The organism is Pseudomonas floridensis (assembly GCF_002087235.1).
GTDB classification, from domain to species: Bacteria; Pseudomonadota; Gammaproteobacteria; order Pseudomonadales; family Pseudomonadaceae; genus Aquipseudomonas; species Aquipseudomonas floridensis.
Map to the genome: position 1 here is coordinate 1 of NZ_MUIO01000139.1, position 16,680 is coordinate 16,680.

Here is a 16,680-nt window from a genome sequence, read left to right on the forward strand (position 1 = left end):
CCAGCGTAGTGCTGGACGGACTGACCCTGAAAGTCGACGACAGCACCTTCACCGGTCGTATCGCGATAGACGATTTCGCCAAACAGGCTCTGCGCGTTCAGCTCAAGGGCGACACCTTCGACGCCGACCGTTATCGCCCGGCCGAAAGCGAAGAAAGCAAAGGCGCCAAGGCCGCCCGCAAATCCGAAGTGCAGAGCGGAGAAGCCGCAGCGGTCGCTGGCGATTCGCCGCTGCCCGAACAGCCGACCAAAGCAGCCTGGAGCACGGCCAAACTGTTGCCTCTGGAGCGCCTGCGCACGCTGGATGTCGAGGCGGACATGAGTTTCGGCAAACTGACGATCGACAAACTGCCGATCCAGAACGCAGCGCTCAAGACACAGGCCCTGGGCGGTGTGATCAAGCTCGATACATTGAGCGGCGATCTCTACAACGGCAACTTCGACGTAAAAGGCAATCTGGATGCGCGTGCCGATATTCCGGCGATCAGCGTGCAGACCCGTGTGGCCAAAATGCCGATCGAGCGCGTCCTGGAGAGTCAGGGCCAGACCCCGCCGGTGCGCGGCCTGCTGACCCTCAACAGCGACCTGACCGGCAAGGGCAACAGTGAAAAGGCCCTGATCGACAGCCTGAACGGCACCGCCAGCTTCGCCCTCAACAACGGTGTGCTGGTCAACGCCAACCTCGAACAGCAGCTGTGCAAGGGCATTTCAACGCTGAACCGCAAGCCGCTGACCGGCGAACCCCGTGCCAAGGACACGCCGTTCCAGCAGCTCAACGGCAATCTGGTGCTGCGCAACGGCGTCGCCAGCAACCCTGATCTGAAAGTGCGCATTCCGGGTCTGACCGTCAACGGCAACGGTGATGTCGACCTGCGCGTGCTGGGCATGAACTATCGCGTCGGCATCATCATCGAAGGCGACAAGAGCGACATGCCGGACCCGGCCTGCGAGATCAATCCGCGTTACGTCGGCATCGAATGGCCGGTGCAGTGCCGAGGCCCGCTGGAACTGGGCGCCAAAGCCTGCCGCCTGGACCGCGAGGGCGTCGGCCAGATCGCCGCGAAACTGGCCGGCGACCGGATCAGCGAGAAACTCGAAGACAAGCTCAACGAGAAACTGGGCGACAAGGTCAGCCCGGAACTCAAGGACGCGCTCAAGGGATTGTTCAAACGATAGGCTTCACGCCCACATAGAAACCGTGGGGGGCACGCGTGCTCGCGAAAGGCCGTTCAGAACAGCCCTTGTGAGCAGGCCCGCTCCCACATGAACAATAGCGTTTCACCCGGTCATGAGTCGTTTCACAGGAGCCCGTCAGGCGATGCAACCCGAGCAATTCTCCAGCGCAGTTCTGGATTGGTACGACCGCCACGGCCGACACGACCTGCCTTGGCAGCAAGGCATCACGCCGTATCGGGTCTGGGTGTCGGAAATCATGTTGCAGCAAACCCAGGTCAGCACCGTGCTTGGCTACTTCGACCGCTTCATGGAGGCATTGCCCACCGTGCAGGCGCTGGCCGAAGCGCCGGAAGACGAAGTGCTGCACCTGTGGACCGGCCTTGGTTACTACACCCGCGCCCGCAACCTGCAAAAGACCGCCCGCATCGTGATGGCCGATCACGACGGGGAGTTTCCTCGTGATGTCGAAAAGCTCATTCTGCTGCCCGGCATCGGCCTGTCCACCGCGGGCGCCATCGCCAGCCTGAGCATGGGCATTCGCGCACCGATCCTCGACGGCAACGTGAAACGCGTTCTGGCCCGCTTCACCGCGCAGGAAGGCTATCCGGGCGAACCCAAGGTCGCGAAACAGTTGTGGGCCACCGCAGAACGCTTCACGCCGCACACCCGAGTGAACAATTACACCCAGGCGATGATGGACCTGGGCGCAACCCTTTGCACTCGCAGCAAACCCAGTTGCCTGCTCTGCCCGCTCGAACGCGGCTGCCAGGCACACATGCTGGGCCTGGAAACCCGCTACCCGATCCCCAAGCCGCGCAAGACCGTACCGCAGAAGCGCACGCTCATGCCGATGCTCGCCAACCGCGACGGCGCGATTCTGCTTTACCGTCGCCCTTCCAGCGGACTGTGGGGCGGTCTGTGGAGCCTGCCGGAACTCGATGACTTCGATGACCTGCAGCATCTGGCGACGCAGCATTCGCTGGAGCTGGGCGAACATCACGAATTGCCCGGCCTGATTCACACCTTCAGCCACTTCCAGTTGAGCATCGAACCCTGGCTGGTACAGGTTCAGGAGTCCGCGCATCACGTGGCCGAGCCCGACTGGCTCTGGTATAACCTCGCCACCCCGCCGCGCCTGGGCCTTGCTGCCCCGGTGAAAAAGCTGCTCAAACGCGCAGCCGACGTATTGAATGCAGGAGAGTCGTCATGACCCGCACCGTAATGTGCCGCAAATATAAAGAAGAACTGCCCGGCCTGGAACGCGCCCCGTATCCGGGCGCCAAGGGCGAAGACATCTTCAACCACGTCTCGCAGAAAGCCTGGGCCGACTGGCAGAAACACCAGACCCTGCTGATCAACGAGCGCCGCCTGAACATGATGAACGCCGAGGACCGCAAATTCCTCCAGACCGAGATGGACAAGTTCCTGTCCGGCGAGGAATACGCCCAGGCCGAAGGCTACGTTCCACCCGAGAAATAAAGCGTTTCACGCAATGGAGGTCGTAAGCGTCGGTAATAATTCAATATTTTTTGACGACACGCTTGACGACCTCCTGAAAAACACGTTTAATGCGCCCCGTTGCCCAGATAGCTCAGTCGGTAGAGCAGGGGATTGAAAATCCCCGTGTCGGCGGTTCGATTCCGTCTCTGGGCACCACCTTTCGTTTTCAGGTGATGCCAGCCACACCGGAAAACACACAAGAAGCCCGCCTAGTGCGGGCTTTTTGCTGTCTGGCGGTCCATAAATCTGAAAGCATACATGGCAGACCAAGCCCACAGCAGCGCTCGGCTTTTGTTTTCGAGCATCCTTGCAGCGCACCAACCCAAACTCGACCGCCCTGCAACCCTATTGAACTAATGCCCCGCCCTCCCCCTCGAAGCCATACATTTGTTTCCAAAGGGAAAAATCCTGTGCTCAAGTTTACTGCCTCCGCCCTCGTCATCGCCGCCACCCTTGGCCTCGCTGCCTGCGACAGCAAATCCGAACAGAAAGCGCAGGACGCTCAGGCGCATCAGGAAAACGCTCAGCAGAAGATGGAATCTGCCCAGGCCAAGGTGAATGACGCGGCGAAAGAAAACGCCGAAGCCGCCAAAGACAAGGCCGCGTCCAAGGAAGCGGCGGCTGAAGAGTCAAAAACCTTCGTGCCGAGCTCCGAAGTGACCAACACCATTCAGACCCCTGAAAAAAAGTAAAAACAGCCTGTTTTCTTCACAAAGTTTTCACAGCCGATCAGCCATTGTAGAGCTGCTCCCAAGTGTGAATCCTTAAGCCCGCTCCCCCATCGCGGGCTTTTCTTTGTCTGGCGTTTGGTGATACCTGCGCCTGGCGCGCCCCCTGCCCTCCAAGACACCAGCCTTGCCGCCAACCGGCGTACATCCTCTTCACTTTTGCCTTCGAAAAACTTTCATATTCTTGACGTCAACTTTCGACGGCATCCGTCTGTCATATCGCGGTATGCCGGGCTAATGCCCTCACACTTCTTGTCGATAGCCTCATAACAAGAGTTCCGTAAAACAACATCAGGGGCACGTTATGTTCGGGAATAAAATCAAAACTGAACTGGCAGCCATGAAGGCAGAAGTGAGCAGCGCAAAGGGACTGATGGCCGCGCTTGAAAAATCGATGGCGGTGGTTGAGCTGGACCTCGAAGGAAAGATTCTTCGAGCCAACGATAACTTCCTTACAGCAATGGGTTACCGGGCAGACGAGCTTGCCGGCAAGACCCACCGTGATTTCTGTGAACCCGAACTGGCGCGCAGTCGCGAATATGCTGACTTGTGGGCATCGCTGCGGGCGGGGAAGTTCATATCCGGCACGTTCAAACGGGTTGCCAAGAGCGGCAAAAGTGTCTGGCTGGAGGCCAGCTACAACCCGGTAGCGGATGCGCAGGGCAAAGTGATCAAGGTGGTCAAGTACGCGCTGGACGTCACCGGGAAGGTCATGCTCGAAAACGAAACCCACAGCAAGCTCAAGGCAGTGGATCGGGCCATGGCGGTCTGCGAGTTCGACCCTTCCGGGCAGGTCCTGGTGGCCAACGACAACTTCCTGCACGTCATGGGCTACGCGCTACCCGAAATCAAAGGCAAGCATCACAGAACCTTTTGTGAGCCCGCCTTCGTCAACAGCTCGGAGTACGCCGAGTTCTGGCGCAAGCTGAACCAGGGCCAGTTTGTCGGTGGTCAGTTCAAGCGCCTGGGCAAGCATGGCCGAGTGGTGTGGCTGGAGGCGACCTACAATCCGGTCTTTGACGTCGAGGGCAAGCTGTACAAAATCGTCAAGTTCGCCAGCGACATCACCGAACGCGTCGAACAGCAGGAAGCCGACGCGCACGGTGCCTCCAAGGCGTACCACATCTCGGCCGAAACCGAGAAAGTCGCCGAACAGGGCACGCTGGTGATTCAGGAAACGGCGCGGGAGATGCGTCAGATAGCTCAGAATATCGGCTCGTCCGCCAGATTGGTCAGCCAGCTGGGCGACCGTTCGGAGCAGATCACCGCCATCGTCAACACTATTCGCGGCATTGCCGACCAGACCAACCTTCTGGCGCTCAACGCCGCAATCGAAGCTGCACGCGCGGGCGATCAGGGTCGCGGCTTTGCGGTGGTGGCCGATGAAGTCCGGCAACTGGCGGGACGCACCAGCGGCTCGACCACGGAAATCGCCGAGATGATCGGCAAGATCCTGGCCGAAACTCGCGAGGCCGTCACGAGCATGAGCGCAACCCAGGAAGGCGCCAACCGTGGCGTGACGCTGGCCGATCAGGCTGGCCAGGTGATCGTGCAGATTCGTGACGGGGCGAGCGATGCCGTGGAGGCGGTCAGCATGTTTGCCAATCGCATGGACGAAGCGGAAGCGTTTTCAAAAACCGGTAAAAAATGACGCCACGATAATGCTCCTGCCCCAAAAACCCGCTGAGTGCGGGTTTTTATTTTCAGTGCGCAGGCAATCGGCGTGTGTCGCCAAAGCCTTGGCTATTACGCCGGTCTGCGTTTCAATAGCCGCCATTGCCTTCACCGCCTGAAAAAGGACCGCCTAATGGCCTCGCCGGACAAGCAACAGAAACGTGCCAAGCGCGCAAAGATCAAGGCCAAGCAGAACCGCTCCGGCAAGTCACCGACCGCAGTCGTGCACCCGGTCTTTGCTTCTGCGCTGGTCAATCAGCCGTTCGACGATGTGCTGGTGGACCTGAGCACGTTCGACTTCAAGGACATCGAGGAGAATGGTTTCGAACCCGCTGACTACGAAGATCTGTTCGATACCATGAAAGCCGCCGAAGCCATCAGCCAGTTGGCGATGTGCCTGGTGTTCCTGCAATACCCGGTACTGGCGCTGGTGATTTCCGAGGAAGAAGAAGACGCTGCCACTGACTTCATGATGGGCCTGCTCATCACCTACCGCGCCATCCATCACAACGAAGATGAAGACACAGCAGTGGAGTGGGTCGAGAGCAAAGCCTTTCAGACCGATTTCCAGCAGGCGTCGGACCTGCTGATGAAGCGCGACGCCAAGGCCATGCGCTGACCCCCTTCGCGGACAAGTCCGCTCCCACAGGTCGTGCATCACATCAGCGGTTCGCGCCGTCGTTTACCGTGGGAGCTGATACCGTGGGAGCTGACTTGTCCGCGAAAAACATCTGCTCATACGCTGCAAAAGCATTTCCCTGCGCCCCTGCCAAACGCCCACTAAAGTGAGGACTTTGAACAGCATCTGGAGGGCAAGGGAATGCCTGACTTCGCCGCATCACGACGGTTGCGCACTGGGCGTCACTCTGCAATTGGCCAGATCTATATGGTGACGTCCACAACCCGCAAACGGGAACCTGTGTTCGCAGAGATACCCCTAGGTCGCTTGCTCGTCAGGGAGTTGAGGCGCTGTGAAGAGCAGAGGCTGGCCAGATCCCTTGCCTGGGTTGTGATGCCTGACCATTTTCATTGGCTGCTGCAACTTGAAACAAATGACCTGCCCAGACTCATGCAGCAGGTCAAGGCACGCAGTTCGATAGCAGTGGGCAAATTGAGTAGTCATCCCGAGACATTGTGGCAGTCGGGTTATCACGACAAAGCGGTGCGCAGGGAGCAAGACTTGATCCCGCTGGCCCGCTACATCGTTGCCAACCCGTTGCGCGCCGGGCTGGTCGAAAAAATCGGCGACTACCCACTCTGGGATGCGGTCTGGGTCTGAGGGGGCCACAGGAAGCGGCTGTTTATCGCGGACAGTTGGCTCCCACCAAGCAAAAGAAGGTGCGGCTCCTGCCCGATGAGGCAGGAGCCGCGAGGCGATCAACTCAGTGCGGCGGCGCCTACACGTCCGGTCTTGCGACGGCGGGCGACGATCAGGCCGGCGGCTACGACCAGCAGGCTGAGCACACCGGTGGCGATGATTTCGACGCGGTGCTCTTCCTGGATCAGCATGATCGTCAACACCGCTACGATAAACGCGATCACCAGCCAGGTCAGCCACGGGAACAGCCACATCTTGAAGTCGATGGGTTCACCTGCAGCGATACGCTTCTGGCGCATGCGCAGTTGCGAGACGGCGATTACCAGGTACACCAGCAACGCAATCGCGCCCGAACTGGCGAGCAGGAAATCGAACACCGCAGCCGGCGCCACGTAGTTGGCGAAAACGGTCAAAAACGCCGCAGCCGTCGACAGCAGTACTGCCCAGTATGGCGTGCCGCCCTTGCTGGTGCGCCTGGACAGCGCTGGCGCGTCACCGCGCTTGCCCAGCGAAAACAGCATGCGCGAGGCGGTGTACAGCGCCGAGTTTAGGCAACTGGTCACCGCGACCAGCACCACCAGATCGACGATCAACTTGGCGTTGGGAATGCCCATCGCATCCAGTACGGTCTGGTAAGAGCCCACTTGAGCCAGTCGCGGATCGTTCCACGGCACCAGCGACACAACGATAAAGATCGAAACCAGATAGAACAGGAAGATCCGCCAGATCACCGAATTGGTAGCCTTGGTGATCTGTTTGCCCGGATTCTTCGATTCTGCTGCCGCGATGGTCACGATTTCCGTGCCCATGAACGAAAACATGGTGGTCAACATGGCTGCCAGTACCGCGCCCATGCCGTTAGGCAAGAAGCCGCCCGTGTCGAACAGATGACTGACGCCGCTGACATTGCTGGTCGGCAGCAGACCGAAAATCGCTGCAACCCCCAGCACCACGAACGCGATGATCGCCACGACCTTGATCAGCGCAAACCAGAACTCGAACTCGCCGTAGTTCTTCACACTGAACAGGTTGGTCGCGGTCAGCAGCAGCGTGATGACCAGCGTGAACACCCAGATCGCGATGTCCGGGAACCAGGCATGCAGAATGGTCGCGGCCGCATTGGCCTCCAGCGGAATCACCAGCACCCAGAACCACCAGTACAGGTAACCGATGGTGAAGCCGGCCCAGTGCCCGATCGCGCGGTCGGCGTACGTGGAGAATGAGCCGGTATCAGGCGAGGCGACGGCCATTTCGGCCAGCATGCGCATGACCAGTACCACCAGCGTACCCGCTGCAGCGTAAGCCAGCAGCACGGCAGGCCCGGCTTCGGCGATGGCGTGGCCGGAGCCTACGAACAGACCGGCGCCGATGACGCCAGCGATCGACAGCATGGTGATGTGTCGAGGTTTCAGCCCTTGTTCGAGCTCGGAAGAGTTAGCGGTACTGCTCATAAAACCACCTGTGCAAGACGAGCGAGGCACACCGAAGCGACTCGTAAAAAGAAAGCAACGGTGCCGTTCTTTATTATTGACGCAAGAATTGCGCCAAAATATTTCGAAAACGACGTCGCTCCTGAAACACAAGGGCTGTAGCGCGACCGTGCAAAAGTGGACAACATTGAGTAGTGGTCTATAAGACGGTCATTGTTACCGATCGCCCCAAAAACCGTTACAGGAGCGCACCAAAAAAGATCACGCACTCAGAAAAAGATCACATTCGGTGCGTAGAACGGGCTGCCGCTCGGCAAATGCTGCTTCCAACCCTTGGCCAAAGCTGGCAACATCGCGCCTTTTTTGCGCACGCCCACCTCGAACGTCCATTCGACACACGCGTCCGCTTGTCCGTTGGCAACAGTCTGCTGCTGCGACGTGACAACCCGCAAAACGCTGTCGCATTGACCGTTCAACGCTGTTGGTCGTCTTTTGAACGCTGTGCTAGCTTGGCGCTCGCCAGCAGCATCAGCGCACCCTATTGATGAGGACCCCACATGGCCGAGGCCACGCCCGCCCTGGAAATCCGCAACCTGCACAAGCGCTACGATCAGCTGGAGGTGCTCAAAGGCATCTCGCTGACCGCGCGTGACGGTGATGTCATCTCGATTCTGGGTTCATCCGGCTCCGGCAAATCCACCTTGCTGCGCTGCATCAACCTGCTGGAAAATCCGCATCAGGGCCAGATCCTGGTGGCCGGCGAAGAGCTCAAACTCAAGGCCGCTCGCAACGGCGAACTGGTTGCCGCCGACAATAAACAGATCAATCGCCTGCGCAGCGAGATCGGCTTCGTGTTCCAGAATTTCAACCTGTGGCCACATATGAGTGTGCTCGATAACATCATCGAAGCCCCGCGCCGCGTTCTGGGTCAGAGCAAGGCCGAAGCCATCGAAGTCGCCGAAGCCCTGCTGGCCAAGGTCGGCATCGCTGACAAACGCCACGCCTACCCCGCGCAACTCTCCGGCGGCCAGCAACAGCGCGCAGCCATCGCCCGCACGCTGGCCATGCAGCCCAAGGTCATTCTGTTCGACGAACCGACCTCGGCACTCGACCCGGAGATGGTCCAGGAAGTGCTCAACGTCATCCGCGCCCTGGCCGAAGAAGGCCGTACCATGCTGCTGGTGACTCACGAAATGAATTTCGCACGTCAGGTTTCAAGTGAAGTCGTGTTTTTGCATCAAGGATTGGTCGAAGAACAGGGCACACCGCAGCAAGTGTTCGAGAACCCGCTGTCGGTAAGGTGCAAACAATTCATGTCGAGTCACCGCTAACGGAGCAATATCCATGCAGACGTACAAGAAGTTCTTGCTGGTCGCAGCGGCCACCCTGGCTTTCACGACCAGTGCATTTGCTGAAACCCTGAAGATGGGTATCGAAGCGGCCTACCCGCCGTTCAACAATAAGGACGCAAGCGGTCAGGTCGTCGGCTTCGACTATGAAATCGGCCAGGCCCTGTGCGCCAAGCTCAAGGCCGAGTGCCAGGTGGTGACCTCTGACTGGGATGGCATCATTCCGGCCCTCAACGCGCAGAAATTCGATTTCCTGATCTCATCGCTGTCCATCACCGACGAGCGCAAGCAGGTGGTCGACTTCACCGACCCCTACTACTCGAACAAGCTGCAGTTCATCGCACCGAAGACCTCGTCCATCGATGTCTCCTCGATCGAGAAAGCCAAAGAGAGCCTTGAGGGCAAGGCCATCGGCGCACAGCGTTCGACCCTGGCCGCCACCTGGCTGGAAGACAAGCTCGGCATACTCGACGCCAAGCTGTACGACACTCAGGAAAACGCTTTCCTGGATCTGGTCTCCGGCCGCGTCGATGCCATGCTCGCCGACAAGTACGTGAGCTACGAGTGGCTGAAAAGCGACGCCGGCAAGAACTTCGAGTTCAAGGGCGAACCGGTCGAGCAGAACGACAAGATCGGTATCGCTGTGCGCAAGGGCGATCCGCTGCGTGAGCGTCTGAACGCTGCCCTGAAAGAAATCATCGCTGACGGCACTTATAAGAAGATCAACGACAAGTATTTCCCTTTCAGCATTCTCTGATTCACCCGACCGTGTCGCCGCCGCTTCTACGCGAAGCGCGGCGCCCCGTCCTGACAAAGCCTGCCCATGAACATTGATCTCCACGGATTCGGCCCGGCCCTTGCGGCTGGCGCGCTGATGACGGTCCAACTGGCACTTTCGGCCCTGTGCCTGGGGCTGGTACTCGGACTGCTCGGCGCCCTGGCCAAGACCTCGCCGTTCAAGCCTCTGCAATGGCTCGGCGGCACATACTCGACCCTGGTACGCGGCGTGCCCGAACTGCTCTGGGTGTTGCTGATCTACTTCGGCACCGTCAACGGCATGCGTGCGCTGGGGGAACTGTTCGGCAAACCGGACCTGGCGCTGAGCGCCTTCGCTGCGGGCGTCATCGCGCTGGGCCTGTGCTTCGGCGCATACGCCACCGAAGTGTTTCGCGGCGCCATCCTGGCCATTCCGAAAGGGCACCGTGAAGCGGGCCTTGCGCTGGGCATGTCGCGCTCGCGCATTCTGTACAAGCTGATACTGCCGCAGATGTGGCGCATCGCCCTGCCCGGCCTGGGTAACCTGTTCATGATCCTGATGAAAGACACCGCACTGGTTTCCGTGATCGGCCTGGAGGAAATCATGCGCCACGCGCAGATTGCCGTGGGCTTCACCAAAGAAGCGTTCACGTTCTACATGGTCGCTGCCGTGATGTACCTGGGCCTGACCGTGCTCGCCATGACCGGCATGTATTTCCTCGAGAAACGCGCCGGTCGCGGCTTTGCGAGGAGTGCGTCATGAACTGGGAAGTCATCATCAAGTGGCTGCCGCGACTGGCCCAAGGCGCGACCCTGACGCTGGAACTGGTGGCGATTGCCGTGATTGCCGGCCTGATCCTCGCCATCCCGCTGGGCATCGCGCGCGCCTCGCGTCACTGGCCGGTGCGTGCGCTGCCGTATGCGTACATCTTCTTCTTTCGCGGCACGCCGCTGTTGGTGCAGCTGTTTCTGGTCTATTACGGGCTGGCGCAGTTCGATGCCGTGCGCCAAAGCGCGCTGTGGCCGTACCTGCGCGACCCGTTCTGGTGTGCGGTCATCACGATGACGCTGCATACCGCCGCCTATATCGCGGAAATCCTGCGCGGCGCAATCCAGGCCGTGCCGCCAGGTGAGGTCGAGGCTGCGCGGGCCTTGGGCATGTCGAAGTGGAAGGCGCTGTTCTACATCGTCCTGCCACGCGCCGCCCGCATCGGCCTGCCCGCCTACAGCAACGAAGTGATCCTGATGCTCAAGGCCAGCGCCCTGGCCAGCACCGTCACGCTGCTGGAGTTGACCGGCATGGCGCGCACGATTATTGCGCGCACCTACATGCCGGTGGAGATTTTCTTCGCCGCCGGTCTGTTCTACCTCGTCATGGCATTCGTGCTGGTACAAGGCTTCCGCCTGCTGGAAAAGCTGTTGCGCGTAGACGCCAGCCAAGGTCGCTGATATGAAGGGGGCTGGCTTGTGACCCACCAGCCCCCTTTACGCGAAGCCGCCCACCATGATGTCTGAACCCAGCCTGCAGAACGATCAGCTTCGCAGCCACTTCGGTGCGCTGGACAGTTTCCTGTTCGCGCATCAAGGGTTGTGGCGACCGAGACCTTTCACCCATCGACACCTGCCGTGGGAAGACCACTATCCGCAGCTCGCACTCTGGCTGCGCGGACGTACGCTCGAACAGGCCGAAGCCGCGCACCTGGACCCCGATCAGCTCGATGCGCCCTTCCCGTTCGCCGCCCTGGCGGCTGAAGCCGTTGCGCTGAGCCACGTCGCCGAGCTGCCGGTCTATCCCCTTGCGCCGGTCGAGCCGCGCATGAGTGTCGATGTGCCGGGCCGCAAATGGCAGCAGATCGAAGCCTTCGCCCGTCATCTGGACACTTCGCAAGCCGGTACCCACTGGCTGGACTGGTGCGCGGGCAAGGGACATCTGGGGCGGCGCCTGACCGGTCGCGGCCAGCAACTGACCTGCCTGGAACGCGATCCTGCGCTGGTGGAGGCGGGCCTGACGCTGAGCGCCCGCCTCGGCCTTAACGCCGAACATGTGCCGCAGGACGTCATGGCCGACGACGCCTGGCGCAGCCTGCAACAGCACCACACGCCAGTGGCGCTGCATGCCTGCGGCGACCTGCACGTGCAACTGCTGCAACTGGCCAGCCACACCGGCTGCGAACAGATGGCCGTTGCGCCATGCTGTTACAACCGTACCCGCTTCGATCACTATCAACCGTTGTCCAGCGAAGGCAAGGCGTCGGGGCTCAGGCTGTCACGCGATGAACTGGGCCTGCCGCTGAGCGAGACCGTGACCGCAGGCGCACGTGTGCGACGCCAGCGTGATGCGTCGATGGCAAGGCGGCTCGGCTTCGACCTGTTGCAACGCCAATTGCGCGACATCGATGAGTACCTGCCCACGCCGTCGCTGCCCGTCGCATGGCTCGATGTGCCGTATGCGGACTATTGCGAACATCTGGTCCAGCTGAAAAACCTGCCCTCGCCGGGTGAGCAGAACTGGGCCGAGCTGGAGGCCGCAGGCTGGCAACGGCTGGCGCAGGTGCGCAACCTTGAGCTGGTGCAGAATCTGTTTCGGCGTGCGCTGGAGATGTGGCTGGTGCTGGACAAGGCGCTGTATGTGCAGGAGCAGGGTTACCGGGTCAGCGTGGGGACTTTTTGTGACCGGCAACTCACGCCGCGCAACCTGCTGATACTCGCCCACAAATCGTGATGTAAAACAACGGAACATCCTGTGGATAAGTCTGTTGATTAAAATTCTGACTGGCGTGTTAAAGCTTGGCGCGCCAGTTACTCAAGCCCTGTATTTTTCCTGTCCACTGTGTCAAGAACCCTTAAAAACAGTGGTTTGCGGCACAATCCATTCAGCTGCACATTTACAGCTATGTGCGCAAATCTTTATGTAGCGATTGTGCATAAAGATTTGGTAACGGCTCTGGAACAGGCCTGTCCGGATGTGGATCGCGCACTGGAAACAACCCTGCGCACGATCCGCTTCGATACACACTGTCAGACTTGTTCTACGCACTCCAATGATCGCTCGACCATGACTTTGGCCATTTCGGCCATGTGCATGGCGGCGAACGCCAGGTCGCGCTGTGACCCGTTCAATTCGTCGCCCAGTTCATAGGCGGTCGCGGAGGCGCAACGCAGAAAGTCCAGTGCGTGCAGTAACGTTGCTTCCAGGCTCATATAGTCGCAGCTGTTTTTCGGGGATTCGTTAGATGATCGGCTGGTGGGCAGGTAGCACGCCATGGCGCGTTTGACCACGGCCTGATCGAAGACCGGCGTGGATGTTTTCGAGGGTGGATCGGGGGTGACTTTGACCATGCTTAGCTCTCCTCAGTGAAACCGTCACCGAGTCGCGACTAAACGATTGAAGGTGGCGGCTGTACGAAGGTTAGTCGACCGGGAGCTAAGAACCGGCGCACCCGAAGGTGCCCTAGGCACAGCCGCCATAGAGCACAGATCCGAAGACCTGAACCAATACAGCGGCGCAATGCGCCTTAACTCGAAGCCGGGCGACTAAACCCTATCGCTGATGGGCAGCGACGGGGCAGAGATTAAGAGCACAGAACGAGCGGCACAAGCGGGTTGGGATTCTCTCGGAAATGTCCCGCAAAGGAAAGAGACGAAGCCTTCAAAACCGGGCCTGAAAGCGTTGCAAATCATGATTCACGGCCCGTGGAGAACGGCGATACCGTCACGTCGACTCTAGAACTGATCATCCTTCAAACGGGTAAACGGCACACTGCGCCCCTGCAACTTGCGCAACGTCAGCTTGTAGGCACTGGACTTGATCTGACTGCCCATCGGCGTCTCTTCCAGCAAAATCCGACCCGACGCAAACGCACATCCCGTATCGAGCATCTTGTACTTGAGCAAGTACAGACCTGCATCCATCTTCGCGAACGTGAACGACGCACCCACCGGAATGTACGCATGCCGAAACGCCTTGCGCCCCACCGCATCCGTAACCTTGGCGTACACCGCCGCACCGCCTGCCGTATTGTCGACCGTGATCTGAGACCAGCCATTGTCCTTGAGCGCTGGCATCTCTTTGAGGTAACCCGCCTTCTGCGGCCAGGGCGCGCCCAGCGGATCAACCGTCGGCGCTTCGCACTCGGGCACTTCAGCCTCCACCACTTTTTGCACCACATTGAGCGGCTCTTCGACCGGCGCAGCGGCAGGCTTGACCCACGGCTGCGCGACCGGCGGCACTGATTCGGTTGGCACAAATGACTTGCCCGCGTTCGGGTCATACCCCATCCAGGCACCACCCGCGCAAAAAATCACGAACACCGTCGCCCAGCGCCAGGCACTGCTGTGGCGTTGCGCATTGGAAGGTTTGGCGGGTGCATTGGCCCGGCGCTCGGGGCCGGTGTAAACGGGACGTTGCGGCGTGGCAGAAGCCGCGCCCGCAGTGCTGGCATAAACATGAACGGCACGCCCACGCGCCGCCTGCATCTGTTTGCGGCGTGCAGCGTCTTCGCGAGCCTCCTGCTCATCGGCCACCAGCTGCGCGTCATAAGCCGCGCGCCTGCCAGCATCGGCCAACACATCGTGAGACGCATTGACGACGCTCATCATGTCCGAGGCGTAAGGGTCGGAATTCCTGTCCGGGTGCAGCTTCTGAGCGATCTTGCGATAAGCCTTCTTGATCTGATCAGGAGAGGCATCGCGAGCGACATTCAGCAGCTCGTAATGCGTGGGCGTTCTCTGCATTGCACTAGCTGTCCATGGCCGACTGCCATTTTGATACAGCTGTATCGGCCAAAAACCCCTGAACTCCAATCGCAATGCTACAGACCGGATACAAACCCAAAAAAATGCCCGGATCCTGAGACCCGGGCACCCTCTTCAAACATCGAGACCATCAAGACCCGCCGAAGCGACCCTGACCGTACCCGACCTGGTGACGACTTCATCAACGTCCAGACGCACATTCATGCGATTCAAACGACGATGCATAGCCCTCTGTCACCTGACGTTTGTCCGGCCGGACAAAACGTCATTACCAATATCGCCTAACCGCTTCTCAGTGAATGGCCGACCTACCGAGAACTGCCTCTGCGTAGACCTGCAACGATCCTTCGTGTCATTCAACGGATAATCCTTTATCCCGACCTGAAAAGTGAACGCCCCTCGCCGCTTGACTCAGTGGCTTGGGCCGTTGAGAACAAGCCTATGCAAAGTCCTCCAAGCCTGCAAACGGCTCAAAAGCACCTGACTCACCTCAAGCGATCAACCGCTCCAGATCGCCACCACCGCCTAAGCCGTTGATTCGCATGGACGGGTAAAAATCCATGCCGACCACAGCCGAAACACTGTCGCCCTCAGACGGCCAAACCAACGCCCCAAAACACCTTTCTTCCCACCATCAGGCAGCCTAATCCGCCAAAAGCCAAGGAAACATCCTGCATCCTCAACCGACCCCGTCCTGCACGCCGTCACCGGACAGCACCGATGGTCAATTTTTTTCAACTGAATCAGTCAGCTAGGGTTTACAAGCGCATCAGACTCTATATACTCGCAGCCCATTACGCCGGTATAGCTCAGTTGGTAGAGCAACTGACTTGTAATCAGTAGGTCCCGGGTTCGACTCCTGGTGCCGGCACCATATAAATCAAGGGCTTGCAGCGATGCAGGCCCTTGTTTTTTCCCCCAGACGTAATAAGCCACGTAACAAGGCCACCGATCGGGCCTGTCTTACGTGCTCCCACGTCGAGCTCCAACCGCAGCTACAGACGCTCATGAGCAGTAGCGCGAGACCCTGGCCAAGCGCTCGGTATAGGGTGCCCCGCTCAAAAGCTGAGGGGGGTCAGAAAAAAGGTAATATTAGTAATACGGCTCGGAAAAAATGGCTGCAGCCCTTGCAGACCGTGGCTTTCAGCGTTTTCGGGCAAAGGTAATATTGAAGCGATACAAAGGCGATAATATTACCTTTTACTAAGGATGCTCCGATCAACTTGCCGCGCAGCGATGGCAGGCCGTAATTCACCAGACACGCAGCGCTATTCACTGAAAACGGCCTAATACAGTGTGCAGCGGAGCGTTTTCCGCTCGGTTCTCCGTGTTAAGTGCGCAACTCACCCAAACCCATCAGTCGTTTTCGAGCCATCCACAGGTTCGACAGGGCAAATAGCGTGGTTAGCTGGGCCGTATTTTTCATCAGCCCACGAAAGCGTACTTTCACGTAACCAAACTGGCGCTTGATGACCCGAAACGGGTGCTCAACCTTGGCACGTGTCTGCGCTTTGCAGTACTCGATCTTGCGCTTGGCTTTGTACAAAAGGCTGCGTTTGTTCAGCTTTGAATACGTGCTGCGCCGCGCAGCGATTTGCCAGATGACCTCACGATTTTCATGCTCTTCACGCTTCTCGACACCGGTGTATCCAGCGTCTGCATACACCGCGTTTTCTTCCCCGTGGAGCAGTTCGGCGACTTGGGTGACATCGGCCACATTGGCAGCGGTCCCGTGGACGTGATGAACCAGTCCAGACTCAACGTCAGCACCGATGTGGGCCTTCATACCGAAGAAATACTGGTTACCCTTCTTGGTCTGATGCATCTCGGGATCGCGCTCGCCGTCTTTGTTCCTGGTCGAGCTTGGGGCATGAATAATGGTTGCGTCGACGATTGTGCCCTGGCGCAGGGACAGGCCTTTCTCTTGCAGATAACCGTTGATGACCGCGAGGATCGCAGGGGCCAATTGATGCTTTTCCAGCAGGTGCCGGAAGT

General features: G+C 59.2%; 15 protein-coding genes, 2 tRNA genes and 2 pseudogenes. 15 read left to right on the top strand and 4 right to left on the bottom strand.

What is annotated here, in order from left to right:
* The 9 genes and pseudogenes from BZK31_RS26295 to BZK31_RS26330 form a co-directional block, all read left to right on the top strand.
* Window positions 1-1,175, top strand: a 1,175-nt coding sequence (locus tag BZK31_RS26295; RefSeq protein ID WP_157900802.1) for an AsmA family protein, incomplete at its 5' end; no start/stop codon positions are given.
* 142 nt (window positions 1,176-1,317) lie between these two features.
* Window positions 1,318-2,385: an A/G-specific adenine glycosylase gene (mutY, locus tag BZK31_RS26300; protein ID WP_083186155.1), complete on the top strand. Its 1,068-nt coding sequence runs from the start codon at window positions 1,318-1,320 to the stop codon at window positions 2,383-2,385.
* Window positions 2,382-2,654, top strand: coding sequence for an oxidative damage protection protein (locus BZK31_RS26305; RefSeq protein ID WP_002555777.1), 273 nt, complete (start codon window positions 2,382-2,384; stop codon window positions 2,652-2,654). Before mutY ends, BZK31_RS26305 begins: the two co-directional genes overlap by 4 nt.
* 101 nt (window positions 2,655-2,755) lie before the next feature.
* A tRNA-Phe gene (locus tag BZK31_RS26310) sits at window positions 2,756-2,831 on the top strand.
* Between the two features lie 254 nt (window positions 2,832-3,085).
* Window positions 3,086-3,367 carry a hypothetical protein gene (locus tag BZK31_RS26315; RefSeq protein ID WP_083186156.1) on the top strand — a complete coding sequence of 94 codons (282 nt, stop codon included), beginning with the start codon at window positions 3,086-3,088 and terminating at the stop codon, window positions 3,365-3,367.
* A 409-nt stretch (window positions 3,368-3,776) separates the two neighbouring features.
* A pseudogene (locus BZK31_RS30710) lies at window positions 3,777-4,484 on the top strand (PAS domain-containing protein); the annotation flags it as partial.
* 102 nt (window positions 4,485-4,586) lie between these two features.
* Window positions 4,587-5,054, top strand: a pseudogene (locus tag BZK31_RS30715) (methyl-accepting chemotaxis protein); the annotation flags it as partial.
* 156 nt (window positions 5,055-5,210) lie between these two features.
* On the top strand, window positions 5,211-5,696 hold the full coding sequence (locus tag BZK31_RS26325; RefSeq protein WP_083186158.1) for a hypothetical protein: 486 nt from the start codon (window positions 5,211-5,213) through the stop codon (window positions 5,694-5,696).
* A 201-nt stretch (window positions 5,697-5,897) separates the two neighbouring features.
* Window positions 5,898-6,356 carry an REP-associated tyrosine transposase gene (locus BZK31_RS26330; RefSeq protein WP_083186159.1) on the top strand — a complete coding sequence of 153 codons (459 nt, stop codon included), beginning with the start codon at window positions 5,898-5,900 and terminating at the stop codon, window positions 6,354-6,356.
* Window positions 6,357-6,454: 98 nt separating this feature from the next.
* On the opposite strand, the gene gabP is transcribed toward BZK31_RS26330, so the two are convergent.
* A complete protein-coding gene (gene gabP, locus BZK31_RS26335; protein ID WP_083186169.1) occupies window positions 6,455-7,846 on the bottom strand; it encodes a GABA permease in 1,392 nt (463 codons plus the stop codon).
* Window positions 7,847-8,382: 536 nt separating this feature from the next.
* On the opposite strand from gabP, the gene BZK31_RS26345 reads away from it, so the two are divergent.
* The 5 genes from BZK31_RS26345 to BZK31_RS26365 all read left to right on the top strand — a co-directional run bounded on the left by BZK31_RS26345 (window position 8,383) and on the right by BZK31_RS26365 (window position 12,652).
* Window positions 8,383-9,156 (top strand): ABC transporter ATP-binding protein, encoded by a 774-nt coding sequence (locus BZK31_RS26345; protein WP_083186161.1) that lies wholly within the window; start codon window positions 8,383-8,385, stop codon window positions 9,154-9,156.
* Window positions 9,157-9,169: 13 nt separating this feature from the next.
* Window positions 9,170-9,931: an ABC transporter substrate-binding protein gene (locus BZK31_RS26350; RefSeq protein WP_083186162.1), complete on the top strand. Its 762-nt coding sequence runs from the start codon at window positions 9,170-9,172 to the stop codon at window positions 9,929-9,931.
* 66 nt (window positions 9,932-9,997) lie between these two features.
* Window positions 9,998-10,693, top strand: coding sequence for an ABC transporter permease (locus tag BZK31_RS26355; RefSeq protein ID WP_083186163.1), 696 nt, complete (start codon window positions 9,998-10,000; stop codon window positions 10,691-10,693).
* Window positions 10,690-11,379, top strand: coding sequence for an ABC transporter permease (locus BZK31_RS26360; protein WP_083186164.1), 690 nt, complete (start codon window positions 10,690-10,692; stop codon window positions 11,377-11,379). Before BZK31_RS26355 ends, BZK31_RS26360 begins: the two co-directional genes overlap by 4 nt.
* 55 nt (window positions 11,380-11,434) lie before the next feature.
* A complete protein-coding gene (locus tag BZK31_RS26365) occupies window positions 11,435-12,652 on the top strand; it encodes a methyltransferase (protein WP_083186165.1) in 1,218 nt (405 codons plus the stop codon).
* A 296-nt stretch (window positions 12,653-12,948) separates the two neighbouring features.
* On the opposite strand, the gene BZK31_RS26370 is transcribed toward BZK31_RS26365, so the two are convergent.
* Window positions 12,949-13,269, bottom strand: a complete 321-nt coding sequence (locus BZK31_RS26370; RefSeq protein ID WP_083186166.1) for a DUF6124 family protein — start codon at window positions 13,267-13,269, stop codon at window positions 12,949-12,951.
* A gap of 384 nt (window positions 13,270-13,653) precedes the next feature.
* Window positions 13,654-14,664, bottom strand: a complete 1,011-nt coding sequence (locus BZK31_RS26375; RefSeq protein ID WP_083186167.1) for a J domain-containing protein — start codon at window positions 14,662-14,664, stop codon at window positions 13,654-13,656.
* 819 nt (window positions 14,665-15,483) lie between these two features.
* Here BZK31_RS26375 and BZK31_RS26380 point away from each other — a divergent pair.
* A tRNA-Thr gene (locus BZK31_RS26380) sits at window positions 15,484-15,559 on the top strand.
* 456 nt (window positions 15,560-16,015) lie between these two features.
* Here BZK31_RS26380 and BZK31_RS26385 read toward each other — a convergent pair.
* On the bottom strand, window positions 16,016-16,680 hold a 665-nt coding region (locus tag BZK31_RS26385), incomplete at its 5' end, for an IS5 family transposase (protein ID WP_083186168.1).